The sequence below is a fragment of the Rhodanobacter sp. B2A1Ga4 genome (assembly GCF_018101315.1).
GTDB classification, from domain to species: Bacteria; Pseudomonadota; Gammaproteobacteria; order Xanthomonadales; family Rhodanobacteraceae; genus Rhodanobacter; species Rhodanobacter thiooxydans_A.
The window spans coordinates 742,796-756,966 of record NZ_JADBJR010000001.1 but is presented as its reverse complement, the minus strand read 5'-3'; the positions used below and the strand labels follow the sequence as shown (position 1 = coordinate 756,966).

General features: G+C 65.4%; 13 protein-coding genes. 8 read left to right on the top strand and 5 right to left on the bottom strand.

From position 1 onward, the window contains the following. Complete coding sequence (locus IMW82_RS03410) at window positions 1–696, bottom strand: 2OG-Fe(II) oxygenase (RefSeq protein WP_108472846.1); 696 nt, start codon at window positions 694–696, stop codon at window positions 1–3. Window positions 697–910: 214 nt separating this feature from the next. Here IMW82_RS03410 and carA point away from each other — a divergent pair, with 214 nt between their 5' ends. Genes carA through greA form a run of 3 tightly spaced genes read left to right on the top strand, consistent with a single transcriptional unit; the run spans window position 911 to window position 5,740 of the window. After that, entirely contained in the window at window positions 911–2,038 is a 1,128-nt protein-coding gene (carA, locus tag IMW82_RS03405; RefSeq protein ID WP_108472845.1) for a glutamine-hydrolyzing carbamoyl-phosphate synthase small subunit, read from the top strand. Between the two features lies 1 nt (window position 2,039). After that, entirely contained in the window at window positions 2,040–5,267 is a 3,228-nt protein-coding gene (carB, locus tag IMW82_RS03400) for a carbamoyl-phosphate synthase large subunit (protein ID WP_108472844.1), read from the top strand. Continuing rightward, window positions 5,264–5,740 carry a transcription elongation factor GreA gene (greA, locus tag IMW82_RS03395; RefSeq protein WP_108472843.1) on the top strand — a complete coding sequence of 159 codons (477 nt, stop codon included), beginning with the start codon at window positions 5,264–5,266 and terminating at the stop codon, window positions 5,738–5,740. Before carB ends, greA begins: the two co-directional genes overlap by 4 nt. A 103-nt stretch (window positions 5,741–5,843) precedes the next feature. Here the strand turns inward: greA and ykgO are convergent, their stop codons facing one another. The 4 genes from ykgO to IMW82_RS03375 all read right to left on the bottom strand — a co-directional run bounded on the left by ykgO (window position 5,844) and on the right by IMW82_RS03375 (window position 9,566). Beyond that, complete coding sequence (gene ykgO, locus IMW82_RS03390) at window positions 5,844–5,969, bottom strand: type B 50S ribosomal protein L36 (protein ID WP_091238229.1); 126 nt, start codon at window positions 5,967–5,969, stop codon at window positions 5,844–5,846. A gap of 63 nt (window positions 5,970–6,032) precedes the next feature. Beyond that, entirely contained in the window at window positions 6,033–6,944 is a 912-nt protein-coding gene (locus tag IMW82_RS03385) for a LysR family transcriptional regulator (RefSeq protein WP_108472842.1), read from the bottom strand. A 258-nt stretch (window positions 6,945–7,202) separates the two neighbouring features. Beyond that, window positions 7,203–9,221 (bottom strand): NADPH-dependent 2,4-dienoyl-CoA reductase, encoded by a 2,019-nt coding sequence (locus IMW82_RS03380; protein WP_108472841.1) that lies wholly within the window; start codon window positions 9,219–9,221, stop codon window positions 7,203–7,205. Between the two features lie 87 nt (window positions 9,222–9,308). Continuing rightward, window positions 9,309–9,566 (bottom strand): acyl-CoA-binding protein, encoded by a 258-nt coding sequence (locus IMW82_RS03375; RefSeq protein WP_108472840.1) that lies wholly within the window; start codon window positions 9,564–9,566, stop codon window positions 9,309–9,311. 112 nt (window positions 9,567–9,678) lie between these two features. On the opposite strand from IMW82_RS03375, the gene cmk reads away from it, so the two are divergent. The 5 genes from cmk (at window position 9,679) to lapB (ending at window position 14,169) form a co-directional block, all read left to right on the top strand. Further along, window positions 9,679–10,359: a (d)CMP kinase gene (gene cmk / locus IMW82_RS03370; protein ID WP_199909879.1), complete on the top strand. Its 681-nt coding sequence runs from the start codon at window positions 9,679–9,681 to the stop codon at window positions 10,357–10,359. Window positions 10,360–10,533: 174 nt separating this feature from the next. Continuing rightward, window positions 10,534–12,207: a 30S ribosomal protein S1 gene (rpsA, locus tag IMW82_RS03365; RefSeq protein WP_007508277.1), complete on the top strand. Its 1,674-nt coding sequence runs from the start codon at window positions 10,534–10,536 to the stop codon at window positions 12,205–12,207. A gap of 76 nt (window positions 12,208–12,283) precedes the next feature. Then, window positions 12,284–12,583: an integration host factor subunit beta gene (locus IMW82_RS03360; protein WP_108472839.1), complete on the top strand. Its 300-nt coding sequence runs from the start codon at window positions 12,284–12,286 to the stop codon at window positions 12,581–12,583. A 168-nt stretch (window positions 12,584–12,751) separates the two neighbouring features. Then, window positions 12,752–13,000: a LapA family protein gene (locus IMW82_RS03355; protein ID WP_108472838.1), complete on the top strand. Its 249-nt coding sequence runs from the start codon at window positions 12,752–12,754 to the stop codon at window positions 12,998–13,000. After that, complete coding sequence (gene lapB / locus IMW82_RS03350; protein WP_108472837.1) at window positions 12,997–14,169, top strand: lipopolysaccharide assembly protein LapB; 1,173 nt, start codon at window positions 12,997–12,999, stop codon at window positions 14,167–14,169. The genes IMW82_RS03355 and lapB overlap by 4 nt, the downstream gene beginning before the upstream one ends. The last annotated feature ends 2 nt before the right edge of the window (window positions 14,170–14,171 follow it).

The window sequence follows — 14,171 nt, the reverse complement described above, 5'->3', positions numbered from 1 at the left end:
TCAGTCGGGGTGCGAGGCGTTGCGGTCGCGCCCGGCGCCAAGTTGGGTATCCAGGCGGCCGAACAGTTTCTTGAACGCGCGCGAGAACTTGCCGCGCTTCGTCTTGCGCCGCTTCTCTTCTTCGCTGGTCAGCCAGGCCACCTGGATCACCCGCCGCTCGCCCTCGTAGGGCAGGTGGCCGTGAAAGGAGTTTTCGCAGCGCTTGAACACGGCGAACTCGCCGTAGAGCGGCGCCAGTTCCGGCACCACGACACTGTCGATGTCGTCGATCCTGTGCAGGAAACGCAGGCAGCCGTCGCTGGTGTCCGGCCACTGCGGATTCAGGTAGATCAGAGCGGTGACCACCTTGGACTTGCTGTCGGTATGGATGGTGCCGTGGCGCTTGTTGAGCAGGCGGCACAGCGTCACCAGGGTCGGGTACTGGTCGAGATGGTCGATTCCCAGACGCTGGCCGACGGCGCGGGCAAACGCCGGTGCGGTCATGTTCTCGATCAGCGCATTGACGCTTGGGCCGCAGTCGGCCGGATCGTAGGGAAAGAAGCCGGCGCTGGCGTAGCGCGGAAAGTCCCGATCCAGGTCGCCGCGCAGCTCGTCCGGCAACTGGCCATGCGCCATCATGAACGGAAAAGGCTGGTGCTGAACCGTGGTATCCGGGCGATCAAGGCGGGCGGGATCGAGCAGAACGGCAGCACTCATGGGGCATCGGACTCCGGCAAAATGTGGCCTAGTGTAGCGCCGACCGATCGGCACAAAAGTGCGGAAAATCGCCGGATTCATGTTTCGTAAGGTGGACAGAAACGGCCTTGCCGCTTATCATTTCCACCCGCCCGATTTTCTTTCCTACCAAACTCCACAAGCCAGCAATCGTGCGGCTTGCGGACTTTGCTGCATCCAAAAGGCGGTTACCCTGATGCCTATTCCTGCCCTGCTGGCCCTCGAAGATGGCAGCGTGTTTCACGGTCACGCCGTTGGCGCCCTTGGCGAAACCGTTGGCGAGGTGGTTTTCAACACCGCGATGACGGGCTACCAGGAGATCCTCACCGATCCTTCCTACGCTCGCCAGATCGTGACGCTGACCTATCCGCACATCGGCAACACCGGCATCAATGCCGAAGACGTCGAATCCACTGCGGTGCATGCCGCTGGCCTGATCGTGCGCGACGTGCCGCGCCGGGCCAGCAGCTGGCGCAGCACCGAAAGCCTGTCGGATTACCTGAAGCGCCACGGCACCGTGGCGATCGCCGGCATCGACACCCGCCGGCTGACCCGCATCCTGCGCGACAAGGGCGCGCTGGCTGGCTGCATCGTGGCGGGTGAGCAGGTCGACGCCGGGGCGGCGCTGGCCAGCGCGCGCGCGTTCCCCGGCCTGAACGGGATGGATCTGGCCAAGGTGGTCAGCACCACCCGGTCGTATGTGTGGAACCAGGGTGTGTATGACCTCGACCGCACCACGTTCAATCAGCCCGCGATGCGTTTCAAGGTGGTTGCCTACGACTTCGGCACCAAGCTCAACATCCTGCGCCTGCTCGCCGAGCAGGGCTGCGAGGTCACCGTGGTGCCGGCGCAGACGCCCGCTGCCGAGGTACTGGCGATGAAACCCGATGGCGTGTTCCTGTCCAACGGCCCCGGCGATCCGGCGGCTTGCGATTACGCCATTGCGGCGACCGGCCAGTTCCTCGAGGCGAAGATCCCGCTGTTCGGCATCTGTCTCGGCCACCAGCTGATGGGCCTGGCGCTGGGCGGCAAGACGCTGAAGATGAAGTTCGGCCATCACGGCGCAAACCATCCGGTAAAGGATCTGGACGACGGCCGCGTGCTGATCACCTCGCAAAACCATGGTTTCGCGGTCGATCCGGCCACGCTGCCGGCCAACGTGCGCGTCACGCACACCTCGCTGTTCGACGGTTCATTGCAGGGTTTCGCGCTGACCGATCGCCCGGCGTTCTGCTTCCAGGGACATCCGGAGGCGAGCCCGGGTCCGCTCGACATCGGCTATCTGTTCAAACGTTTCGCTGCACTGATGCAGGAGGCCCGCTGAAATGGCCAAGCGTACCGATATCAAGAGCATCCTCATCATCGGCGCCGGCCCGATCGTGATCGGCCAGGCCTGCGAGTTCGACTACTCCGGCGCGCAGGCATGCAAGGCGCTGAAGGAGGAGGGCTACCGGGTGATCCTGGTGAACTCCAACCCCGCCACGATCATGACCGACCCGGATACCGCCGACGCGGTCTACATCGAGCCGATCAACTGGCAGACGGTGGAGCGCATCATCGCCAAGGAGCGCCCGGACGCGGTGCTGCCCACGATGGGTGGCCAGACTGGCCTCAACTGCGCGCTCGACCTGGCCGACCATGGCGTGCTGGAGAAATACAACGTCGAGCTGATCGGTGCGAAGCGCGAAGCCATCCGCATGGCCGAGGACCGCGAGCTGTTCCGCGTGGCCATGGCCGAGATCGGGCTGGAATGCCCGAAGGCCGCCATCGCGCGCACCTTCGAGCAGGCGCTGGAAACCCAGGCCAAGGTCGGTTTCCCCACCGTGATCCGGCCCAGCTTCACCCTGGGCGGCTCCGGCGGCGGCATTGCCTACAACCGCGAAGAATTCGAGGAAATTGTCAAGCGCGGCCTTGAGCTTTCGCCGACGAGCGAGGTGCTGGTCGAGGAATCCGTGCTGGGCTGGAAGGAATTCGAGATGGAAGTGGTCCGCGACACCGCGGACAACTGCATCATCGTCTGCTCGATCGAGAACCTCGATCCGATGGGCGTGCACACCGGCGACTCGATCACCGTGGCGCCGGCGCAGACGCTGACCGACAAGGAATACCAGCGCCTGCGCGATGCCTCCATCGCCGTGCTGCGCAAGATCGGCGTGGACACCGGCGGCTCCAACGTGCAGTTCGGCATCAATGCCGAGAACGGCCGCGTGGTCGTGATCGAGATGAACCCGCGTGTGTCGCGTTCGTCTGCTCTCGCCTCGAAAGCGACCGGCTTCCCGATCGCCAAGATCGCTGCCAAGCTGGCAGTGGGCTACACGCTGGACGAATTGAAGAACGACATCACCGGCGGCCTGACCCCGGCGTCGTTCGAGCCGTCGATCGATTACGTGGTCACCAAGATTCCACGTTTTGCCTTCGAGAAATTCCCGACGGCCGATGCGCGCCTGACCACGCAGATGAAGTCGGTTGGCGAAGTGATGGCGATCGGGCGCAGCTTCCACGAGTCGCTGCAGAAGGCCTTGCGCGGCCTGGAGATCGGCAAGACCGGCCTCAATCCGACTGGCCTGGATATCGGCACCGATGACGGGCTGGCCGTGCTCAAGCGGGAATTGCGCGAACCGCGGCCCGATCGCGTGTTCCATCTGGCTGATGCGTTCCGCGCCGGGCTGTCGCTGGAAGAAGTGTTCAACCTCAGCCGGGTCGACCCGTGGTTCCTCGCCGCGTTCGAGGACATCGTGCTGACCGAGGCGGAGGTCACCCGGCAGGGCATCACCGCGCTCGACGCACCGCGCCTGCGCGAACTCAAGCGGCTCGGCTTCGCCGACGCACGCATTGCCGAGCTGCTGAGCACCGACGAGGCCGCGATACGCCATCTGCGCCACACGCTCGGCGTGCGCCCGGTGTACAAGCGGGTGGATTCCTGCGCGGCCGAGTTCGCCACCAGCACCGCCTACATGTACTCGACCTACGAGGAAGAGTGCGAGGCGCTGCCCACCGGTCGCGACAAGATCATCGTGCTCGGCGGCGGACCGAACCGGATCGGTCAGGGCATCGAGTTCGACTACTGCTGCGTGCATGCCTCGCTGGCGCTGCGCGAGGATGGTTATGAAACCATCATGGTCAACTGCAATCCGGAGACCGTGTCGACCGACTATGACACCTCCGACCGCCTGTACTTCGAGCCGCTGACGCTGGAGGACGTGCTGGAAATCGTCCACGTCGAGAAGCCGAAGGGCGTGATCGTGCAGTACGGCGGACAGACTCCGCTGAAACTGGCGCGCGCGCTGGAAGCGGCCGGCGTGCCGATCATCGGCACCAGTCCGGATTCGATCGACCTGGCCGAGGATCGCGAGCGCTTCCAGCACATGATCGAGAAGATCGGCCTGAAGCAGCCACCGAACCGCACCGCGCGCAACGCCGACGAGGCGCTGGCGCTGGCCCGCGAGATCGGCTACCCGCTGGTGGTGCGGCCGAGCTACGTACTTGGCGGCCGTGCGATGGAAGTGGTGCATGACGACGCCGACCTTTCGCGCTACATCCGCGATGCGGTGAAGGTGTCGAACGATTCACCGGTGCTGCTGGACCGCTTCCTCGACCACGCGGTCGAGGTCGACGTGGACGTGATCGCCGATGCCGAAGGCACCGTGCTGATCGGCGGCATCATGGAACACATCGAGGAGGCAGGCGTGCATTCGGGCGATTCGTCCTGCTCGCTGCCGCCGTATTCGTTGAGCGCGGAAATCCAGGACGAAATGCGCCGCCAGGTCAGCGCGATGGCGAAGGAGCTGAAGGTCATCGGCCTGATGAATACGCAGTTCGCGATCCAGGGCGATACGGTATTCATCCTGGAAGTGAACCCGCGCGCCTCGCGCACGGTGCCGTTCGTGTCCAAGGCCACTGGCGTGCCGCTGGCCAAGATCGCCGCCCGCGTGATGGCCGGGCGTTCGCTGGTCAGTCTGGGTGCGACGCGCGAGGTGATCCCGGCGTACTACTCGGTGAAGGAGGCGATCTTCCCGTTCCTGAAATTCCAGAATGTCGACCCGATCCTCGGGCCGGAGATGCGCTCGACCGGTGAAGTGATGGGCGTGGGCCGCAGTTTCGGCGCGGCGTTCGCGCGCGGGCACGAAGCGGCCGGGATCAAGGCACCGACGGTCGGCAAGGCGTTCCTCTCGGTGCGCGACGGCGACAAGGACCGCCTGCTGCCGGTAGCCAGGGAAATCGTGGCGCGGGGCTTCAGCGTGGTGGCTACTGCCGGTACCGCCAGCTACCTGGCCGAACATGGCGTGGCTTGCGAGCGGATCAACAAGGTGCTCGAGGGCCGCCCGCACATCGTCGATCTGATCAAGAATGGCGAGATCGTCTATATCGTCAACACCACCGAGGGCAAGCAGGCGATCGCCGACTCGTTCTCGATCCGGCGCGAGGCGCTGCAGCATCGCGTCACCTATTCCACCACGGTGGCAGGTGCCCGCGCACTCGTGCATTCGCTGGATTTCCACAGCGACGGTGAAGTACACAGCCTGCAGGAACTGCACAAGGAACTCGGCGCATGAGTCGTCCCCCCATCACCAAAGCCGGTGCCGAGCGCCTGCGTGCCGAAATGGAGCGGCTGAAGTCAGTCGACCGCCCGCGCATCATCGCGGCGATTGCCGAGGCCCGTGCCCACGGCGATCTCAAGGAGAACGCGGAGTATCACGCCGCGCGCGAGCTGCAGAGCTTTACCGAGGGTCGCATCGCCCAGCTGGAGGCCTTGCTGTCGACCGCCGAGGTCATCGATATTGCCCGGCTGAATCCGGGCAACCGCGTGGTATTCGGCGCCACGGTGGATCTGGAAGACGAGGACTCCGGCGCTACGGTGACCTACCAGATCGTCGGTGACCTGGAGGCGGACATCAAGCAGCGCCTGATCGCGGTGTCCTCGCCGATCGCCCGCGCGCTGATCGGCAAGAGCGCCGGCGACAGCTTCGAATTCACCGCCCCAAACGGCGTCAAGCACTACGAGATCATCGACGTCCGCTACGAGTGACCGCAGTTCTCCCGGCGCCGGTGGCATCGCCGCCGGAAGCTGGAAGGACGCCCATGAAAAAGGCCGCTCGCGCGGCCTTTTTCATGGCATCGACAGACTGGATTCAGCGCTGGCGAGCCTTGAAACGGGGGTTGCTCTTGCAGATCACGAACACCTTGCCGCGACGACGCACAACCTTGCAGTCGCGATGCCGCGTCTTGGCGGACTTCAACGAGTTAAGCACCTTCACGGCCAGCTCCTGACACTAGACTAAAAAATGTAAGCACGCGAGTATAGCGAGCCGTACGCTTTGTCACAAGTCCGATGCGACGACCGTTTGCGCCACCGTGCTCAGGAATTGCTGCAGGGCGGGGGAGGGGTCGCCGGCCCTGCAGGCCACGGCCAACAGCAGAAAGGCATCAGGATCCTCCAGCGGCACGTAGCAAACCCCGGCCAGGCGCACGGTGCGCATGCTGGCCGGCACCAGGGCCAGCCCCAGGCCGGCCGCCACCAGGGCCAGCAGGCCGTTGATCTGCTGGGCGTGCTGGGTGATTGACGGCTGGAAACCGGCCCGCGTCGCCAGTTTCACCAACCGGTCGTAGAGCGTGGCGGCGAGTTCGCGCGGTTGCGACACGAACGCGTCGCCGGCCACTTCGGCCAGGCGCAGGCTGCTGCGGCCGGCCAGCGGATGCCCGGCGGGCAGCGCCAGCAGCAAGGGCTCGCGATCGATCACACTTATGCGCAGATCGCGGGCGTCCTGCGCATGTACCGGTTCGTCGCGGACAAAGCCGACATCGATCTGGCCGGCGAGCAGGGCGGCGAACTGCGGCTCGGTGTACATCTCGCTGAGCTGCAGGCGCACGTTGGGGGCGATCTGGCCAAAGCGCAGCAGGGCTTGCGGCATGGCTGGATGGAACGAGACCGAGACGGTATAGGCCAGCCGCAACTGGCCGCTGTAGCCCGCGGCGGCAGCCACCACCTGGCTGCGCGCCTCGTCGACCTTGGCCAGGATCTGCCGCGCCTGCTCCAGGAAGACCCGGCCCGGCTCGGTCAGTGCCACGCTGCGTTTGGTGCGCTCCAGCAGGCGCACGCCCAGGTCCTGTTCCAGCGACTGGATCTGCTGCGACAGTGGCGGCTGGGAAAGATGCAGGCGCAGCGCGGCGCGGGTGAAGCTGAGCTCCTCGGCGACGGCCACGAAATAGCGCAACTGGCGAAGGTCAAACATATAGCTATTTCAAATTAATGCGGCGCTAAATATATATTAGATACTTTATTGGGTCGATCATAAAATCACTCTCGTCCCGCCACTTCCCCTCCCCCCTAGTGGCGGCGGCCCTCGCCCCGCAGCGACGCTAAATACGACATCTGGTTCAACTCCCCCCCTGAACCCATGTCGATGCGTCTTCCCTGCGGGGCGCTTTTCTTTCCATGACCGACAGCGCTGCCAGAAGGCGGCGCTGTCGGTGCACCAGCATGCTTGAACCTAGATTTCGCTGGCCACGCGGGTGCCCTGGGCGATGGCGCGCTTGGCGTCCAGCTCGGTGGCCACGTCGGCGCCGCCGATCACGTGCACCTTCATGCCGGCGGCGATCAGTTCGTCGGCCAGCCGGCGGTTCGGTTCCTGGCCGGCACACACCACCACGTGATCGACCGGCAGAGTCTGCGGTTTTCCGTCGACGGTGACGTGCAGGCCATCGTCGTCGAAACGTTCGTAGCCGACTTTGCCCAGCATGGTTACCTGTTTCGCCTTGAGCGTGGCCCGATGCACCCAGCCGGTGGTCTTGTTGAGCCGCGCACCGGGACGACCCTCGCTGCGCTGGAGCAGCCAGACCTGCCGCGCCGGTGCCTCCGGTTGGGGCGGTTGCAGGCCGCTGCGCTGTCGCAACTGCATGTCCACGCCCCATTCGCGGGTCCAGCGGGCGACGTCGGTGGTGGGCGAGGGCGCGTGTTCGACCAGGAACTCGGCCACGTCGAAGCCGATGCCGCCGGCGCCGATGATCGCCACCCTGGCACCTACCGGCCGGTGCCGGGCCAGCACGTCGAGATAGCCCAGCACGCGCGGATCGTCGCTGCCGGGAAAGCTCACCGGGCGCGGCGTGATGCCGGTGGCGATCACCACCTCGTCATAGCCGCCGGCACGCAGCGAGGCGGCATCCGCAACCTGGCCGAGGCGGACCTCGACGCCCGTGTCGTCCAACTGGTGGCGGAAATAGCGCAACGTCTCGTGGAACTCCTCCTTGCCCGGAATCTGCTTGGCGTAGTTGAACTGGCCGCCGATCTCGCTGGCCTGGTCGATCAGGGTCACCGTATGGCCGCGCTCGCCCAGCGTGGCGGCGCAGGCCATGCCGGCCGGACCCGCGCCGACCACGGCGATGCGCTTGCGCACGCTGGCTGGCTCGACCTTCAGCTCGTTCTCGTGGCAGGCGCGCGGGTTGACCAGGCAGCTGGCGCGCTTGTTCTGGAACACGTGGTCGAGGCAGGCCTGGTTGCAGGCGATGCAGGTGTTGATGCGCTCGCTGCGCCCGGCCTTGGCCTTGTTCGCCCAGGCCGGGTCGGCCAGCAGCGGACGCGCCATCGAGACCATGTCGGCCTCGCCTTCGGCGAGGATGCGTTCGGCGACGTCCGGCATGTTGATCCGGTTAGTGGCGACCAGCGGAATCGATACCTCGCCCTTGAGCTTCTGCGTGACCCAGGCGAAGCCGGCGCGCGGCACACTGGTGACGATGGTTGGCACGCGCGCCTCGTGCCAGCCTATGCCGGTGTTGATGATGCTGGCGCCGGCCGCCTCGATCGCCCTGGCCAAGGTGGCGATCTCGCTCCAGTCCTGGCCGCCCTCAACCAGGTCGAGCATCGACAGCCGGTAGATGATGATGAAGTCGCGGCCCACCACCTCGCGCGTGCGGCGCACGATCTCGACCGGAAAACGCATGCGCCGCGCCGCGTCGCCGCCCCAGGCGTCGTTGCGCCGGTTGGTACGCGCGGCGATGAACTCGTTGATCAGATAGCCTTCCGAGCCCATCACCTCCACGCCGTCGTAGCCGGCGTCCTGCGCCAGCCGCGCGCAATGCACGAAGTCGCCGATGGTGCGCTCCACGCCGCGCGCGGACAGCGCCCGCGGCGTGAACGGGGTGATCGGCGACTTGATCCTCGACGGCGCCACCGACAACGGGTGATAGCCATAGCGGCCGGCGTGCAGGATCTGCAGGCAGATGCGCCCGCCCTCGGCGTGCACGGCATGGGTGAGCTTGCGATGGCGCGGCTTGTGCCAGGGCATCGTCAGGCGCCCGCCGAACGGTTTCAGCCAGCCCTCGATGCTGGGCGAGATGCCACCGGTGACCATCAGGCCCACGCCGCCGCGGGCGCGTTCGGCGAAATACGCGGCCAGCTTGTCGTAGTCGCGGGCCTTGTCTTCCAGCCCGGTGTGCATCGATCCCATCAGGATGCGGTTGGGCAGGGTGACGTGGCCCAGAGCGAGCGGGGCGAACAGGTTCGGATAATTCATGCGATCCCCACGAGACTCAAACGATCGTATGAATGTGCCGGTGTTCGGCGTTTGAAAGCAAGCGCTGCGTGAGTAGGGCGGCCCGGATCAGGCCAGCAACTGGTAAACCAGCGCAATGTAGCGGCGCATGGCTTCTTCTTCGGGGACGCCGTTCAGCTGCGCCCAGGCCTCGTGCTTGGCGGTACCGACGAAGTCGAAGAAACCCGGCTGGGTACGCTTGAGGTCACCCTCCGAGCCCTGCTTGTAGAGCGCGTAGAGCTTCAGCAAGGTGTCGTTGTCGGGGCGCCTGGCCAATCGCTGGATGTCCTTGGCAGCCTGGTCGAACTCGCGGCGAAGGTCGGTCATAAGGCAGATCGGGCATGGCTTGCAGGCAAGTAGACGGGCTAGATAGCACGCGTCCCCGGTGGGGTCAACGCGGTAAACTGGCTGCTTTCGCCATCATTGTCAGGATCTTTCCATGAGCCATGCCCCCGCTGTCCCCGTACTCACGATCGACGGGCCGTCGGGGTCGGGCAAGGGCACCATCAGCGCGCTGGTGGCCGAGCGGCTGGGCTGGCGGCTGCTGGATTCCGGGGCGCTGTATCGTGCCGTGGGCTACGCCGCCGGCATGGCCGGGCTGGACCTGTCGGACGTGGAGGCGATAACCCGCTGCGCACAGGGCACCAAGATCCATTTTCGCGCGGCCAGCGACGGTGGTGAGACCCGGGTGATCGTCAATGGGCACGACGCCACTGACGAATTGCGCACCGAGACCGCCGGTGCGGCGGCCTCGGCGATCGCCTCGATGCCGCCGGTGCGCGAGGCCCTGGTGGCGCTGCAGCTCGGCTTCCGCAAGGCGCCCGGGCTGGTCGCCGACGGGCGCGACATGGGCACGGTGATCTTCCCGGATGCGGCGTACAAGGTTTTCCTCACCGCGAGCGCCGCCGAGCGGGCGAAAAGGCGCTATAAGCAGTTGAAGGAAAAGGGACTCAGCGTTACACTTGCCGGCCTGCAGCGAGAAATTGAAGCGCGTGACAGCCGCGATGCATCACGCACGGTTGCACCGCTCAAGCCTGCTGAAGATGCCGTGCTGGTGGATACCACCGGGATGGGTATCGACGAGGTCGTCGCGAAAGTATTGGCCGTCGTGCGGTCCTGACTGGATCGCGCGGCGGTTTCTGTGCCCCTGCCGTGGCAGGGGGTTTTGACCAACGGTGCTGACGGTCGGTTCGGAAGGAACCACCCGAAACACCCCCAACCGGTGGACCGGCAAGTTTGTGCGCGCACCCAACCACGTGCATGGCCCAAGGTCTTTTCCCACTATGGAATCAACATGACTGAAAGTTTTGCCGAACTGTTTGAACAGAGCCAGCAGGCCATCTCCAAGCTGAAGCCCGGCGCCATCGTCACCGGCATCGTCGTGGAAATCCGCAACGACGTCGTCGTGATCAATGCAGGCCTGAAGAGCGAAGGCATCGTCCCGATCGAGCAGTTCAAGAGCGAGGACGGCGTGCTGGAGGTGCAGGTTGGCGACGAGGTGAAGGTAGCCCTCGAAGCCCTGGAAGACGGTTTCGGCGAGACCAAGCTGTCGCGCGAGAAAGCCAAGCGCTCGATGGTGTGGGACGACCTGGAGCAGGCGTTCGACAAGGAAGAGACCATCAAGGGCATGATCTCCGGCAAGGTCAAGGGCGGCTTCACCGTCGACATCAAGGATGTCCGCGCGTTTCTGCCGGGCTCGCTGGTCGACGTGCGCCCGGTGCGCGAGCCGACCTACCTCGAGGGCAAGGAACTCGAGTTCAAGATCATCAAGCTCGACCGCAAGCGCAACAACGTGGTGGTCAGCCGCCGTGCCGTCGTCGAGACCGAGTTCTCCGAGGAGCGCGAGAAGCTGCTGGAGCGCCTGACCGAGGGCGCGGTGGTCAAGGGTACGGTCAAGAACCTCACCGACTACGGCGCGTTCGTGGATCTGGGCGGCATCGACGGCCTGCTGCACATCACCGACATGGCGTGGAAGCGCGTGCGCCATCCGTCCGAAGTCGTCAACGTCGGCGACGAGCTGGACGTGCGCGTGCTGAAGTACGACAAGGAGCGCAACCGCGTTTCGCTGGGCCTGAAGCAGCTGGGCGACGACCCGTGGGTCGCCATCGCCCGCCGCTACCCGGTCGGCAGCCGCCTGTTCGGCAAGGTCTCCAACGTCACCGACTACGGCTGCTTCGTCGAGATCGAGCCGGGCGTGGAAGGCCTGGTGCACGTGTCCGAGATGGACTGGACCAACAAGAACGTCAACCCGGCCAAGGTAGTGCAGGTCGGCGACGAGACCGAAGTGATGGTGCTGGACGTGGATGAAGAGCGTCGCCGCATCTCGCTGGGCATCAAGCAGACGCGTTCCAACCCGTGGGAAGCGTTCGCCGCCATGCACAAGAAGGGCGACAAGGTTTCCGGCCAGATCAAGTCGATCACCGACTTCGGCGTGTTCATCGGCCTGGACGGCGGCATCGACGGCCTGGTGCACCTGTCCGATATCTCCTGGCAGATGTCCGGCGAAGACCTCGTGCGCAACTTCAAGAAGGGCGACGAGATCGAGGCCGTGGTGCTGGCGGTGGACCCGGAGCGCGAGCGCATCAGCCTCGGCATCAAGCAGATGGAGCAGGATCCGTTCGGCCAATTCATGGCGGCGAATCCGCGCGGCAGCATCGTCAACGGCACCGTCAAGGAAGTCGATGCGAAGGGCGCCGTGATCGACCTGGGCGAGGGCGTGGAGGGTTACCTGCGCGCCAACGACATCGCCAAGGAGCGCATCGACGACGCCACCCAGCACCTGAAGGTGGGCGACAAGGTCGAGGCCAAGTTCACCGGCATGGATCGCAAGGGTCGCCAGCTGGCGCTCTCGATCCGCGCCAAGGACGAGGAAGACGCGCCCGATACGTCGGTGGATTACTCGTCCGCGGCCAGCGGCACGACCAAGCTTGGTGCGCTGCTCAAGGAGCAGTTCAACAAGGCCGACTGATCGTCGATACCAGCCTGACGCGGGGCGGCGGCCAACGCCGTCGCCCCGTTGTTTCATGTCACGGACATTGGGGCCCATGACTAAATCCGAATTGATCGAGGCGCTCGCCAGGCGCCAGACCCATCTTGCATTCGCGGATGTCGAGATGGCCGTCAAGAGTGTCATCGAGCAGATGAGCCATGCCCTGGCTCACGGCGAACGCATCGAAGTACGTGGTTTTGGCAGCTTCGCGCTGCATTTCCGGCCGCCGCGCATGGGGCGCAACCCCAAGACGGGCGAAGCCGTGGCGCTGCCCGGCAAGCACGTTCCGCACTTCAAGCCGGGCAAGGAATTGCGCGAGCGCGTCAACCAGGATCTGGAGCAGGAGACTGCCTGATATCCCGGCCACCACGCAGGAAAACTGATCGAAGGCAGGCGACGCGAGTCGGTCCTGCCTTTTTGTTGCGCGCGATCCGCAGCGGCCGCGGGCCCGCCATGAATCGTCGCCGCATGCATGATCCATGCAGCCTGTGCCTGTCACGAGCAATCGGGTAAAGTCTCGGCCATGCGACTGCTCGCCATCATCATCCTCGTGATCTTCATCGCCGCCGGCGTCGTGCTGGGCGCGCTCAATGCCGACCTGGTCGGCTACGACTTCGCGTTCGTCCGGCTGCAACTGCCCAAGGGAGCCGCCCTGCTCGGCGCACTGGTGATCGGCTGGCTGCTGGGCGGGCTCACCGCGTGGCTGGGCGTGAGCATGCGCCAGCGCCGCCGGCAACCGCGCGCGGACAAGAAGCTGTCGGCCAGGCCATGAATCTCCTGTATGTGCTGGTTCCGCTGGTGCCGGCTGCATTCGTGCTGGGATGGTGGGCCTCCCGCCAGGCCGGTGCGCGCCGCTCCGGCGCCGAAGTCAGTGAGCTGTCCTCGGACTACTTCCGCGGTCTGAACTACCTGCTCAACGAGGAGCAGGACAAGGCGATCGAGGTCTTCCTCAAGCTGGCCGAATACAACCGCGACACGGTCGAGACCCACCTGGCACTGGGCAACCTGTTCCGTCGCCGCGGCGAGGTGGACCGGGCGATCCGGCTGCACCAGCATCTGGTCTCGCGACCGGGCCTGACCGACGCGATGAAAACGGTAGCCCTGCTGGAGCTGGGCGAGGATTACATGCGCGCCGGCCTGCTGGATCGCGCCGAGGCGCTGTTCTCCGACTTGGTGGCGATGGACGCGCACGCACCGTCGGCGCTGCGCCACCTTATCGCGATCTACCAGCACGAGCGCGACTGGCACAAGGCGATCGAGCACGCGCGGCGGCTGGAGGTGATGACCGGCGAGGACGAGGCGCCGATGATCGCCCAGTTCTACTGCGAGCTGGCCGACCGCTCGCGCCAGCATGGTGCCCGCGCCGAGGCGCGCGACTACCTGCGCCAGGCGTTCGAGTGCCAGCCCGAATGCGTGCGTGCCTTCATGTTGACCGGTCGCCTGCTGTCCGAGGATGGCCAGCATGCCGAAGCAGTGACGGCCTACGAGGCGGCGATCAAGGCCGACATCGCGTTCACCCCGGATATCCTGCCGCCGCTGCTCAACAGCTATGCCCGCTCGCAACAGATGGAGCGTGCCGAGAATTTCCTGCACGACATGCTCGGACGCTACCACGGCGTCTCGCCGGTGCTGGCGCTGACCCACCTGTACCGGCAGCGCGACGGCGAGCGGGCGGCGATCGACTTTCTCACCGCGCAACTGCGCCAGCGGCCGTCAGTGCGTGGGCTGATGGCCCTGATCGACGCCACCATGGACAAGATCCAGGGCGAGGCGCGCGAGAACTTCCTGATCCTGCGCGACCTGACCCGCAAGTTGCTGGAAGGCCAGGCGATGTATCGCTGCAGCCGCTGCGGTTTCGGCGCCAAGGCACATCATTGGCAATGCCCCAGCTGCAAGAGCTGGAGTACGATCCGTCCGATCCACGGTGTCGCCAGCGAGTGAGT

What these genes read in the sequence shown, in the direction of transcription:
- IMW82_RS03410 (WP_108472846.1), bottom strand. Translation starts at nt 696, where the DNA reads ATGAGTGCTGCCGTTCTGCTCGATCCCGCCCGCCTTGATCGCCCGGAT.
- carA (WP_108472845.1), top strand. Translation starts at nt 911, where the DNA reads ATGCCTATTCCTGCCCTGCTGGCCCTCGAAGATGGCAGCGTGTTTCAC.
- carB (WP_108472844.1), top strand. Translation starts at nt 2,040, where the DNA reads ATGGCCAAGCGTACCGATATCAAGAGCATCCTCATCATCGGCGCCGGC.
- greA (WP_108472843.1), top strand. Translation starts at nt 5,264, where the DNA reads ATGAGTCGTCCCCCCATCACCAAAGCCGGTGCCGAGCGCCTGCGTGCC.
- IMW82_RS03385 (WP_108472842.1), bottom strand. Translation starts at nt 6,944, where the DNA reads ATGTTTGACCTTCGCCAGTTGCGCTATTTCGTGGCCGTCGCCGAGGAG.
- IMW82_RS03380 (WP_108472841.1), bottom strand. Translation starts at nt 9,221, where the DNA reads ATGAATTATCCGAACCTGTTCGCCCCGCTCGCTCTGGGCCACGTCACC.
- IMW82_RS03375 (WP_108472840.1), bottom strand. Translation starts at nt 9,566, where the DNA reads ATGACCGACCTTCGCCGCGAGTTCGACCAGGCTGCCAAGGACATCCAG.
- cmk (WP_199909879.1), top strand. Translation starts at nt 9,679, where the DNA reads ATGAGCCATGCCCCCGCTGTCCCCGTACTCACGATCGACGGGCCGTCG.
- rpsA (WP_007508277.1), top strand. Translation starts at nt 10,534, where the DNA reads ATGACTGAAAGTTTTGCCGAACTGTTTGAACAGAGCCAGCAGGCCATC.
- IMW82_RS03360 (WP_108472839.1), top strand. Translation starts at nt 12,284, where the DNA reads ATGACTAAATCCGAATTGATCGAGGCGCTCGCCAGGCGCCAGACCCAT.
- IMW82_RS03355 (WP_108472838.1), top strand. Translation starts at nt 12,752, where the DNA reads ATGCGACTGCTCGCCATCATCATCCTCGTGATCTTCATCGCCGCCGGC.
- lapB (WP_108472837.1), top strand. Translation starts at nt 12,997, where the DNA reads ATGAATCTCCTGTATGTGCTGGTTCCGCTGGTGCCGGCTGCATTCGTG.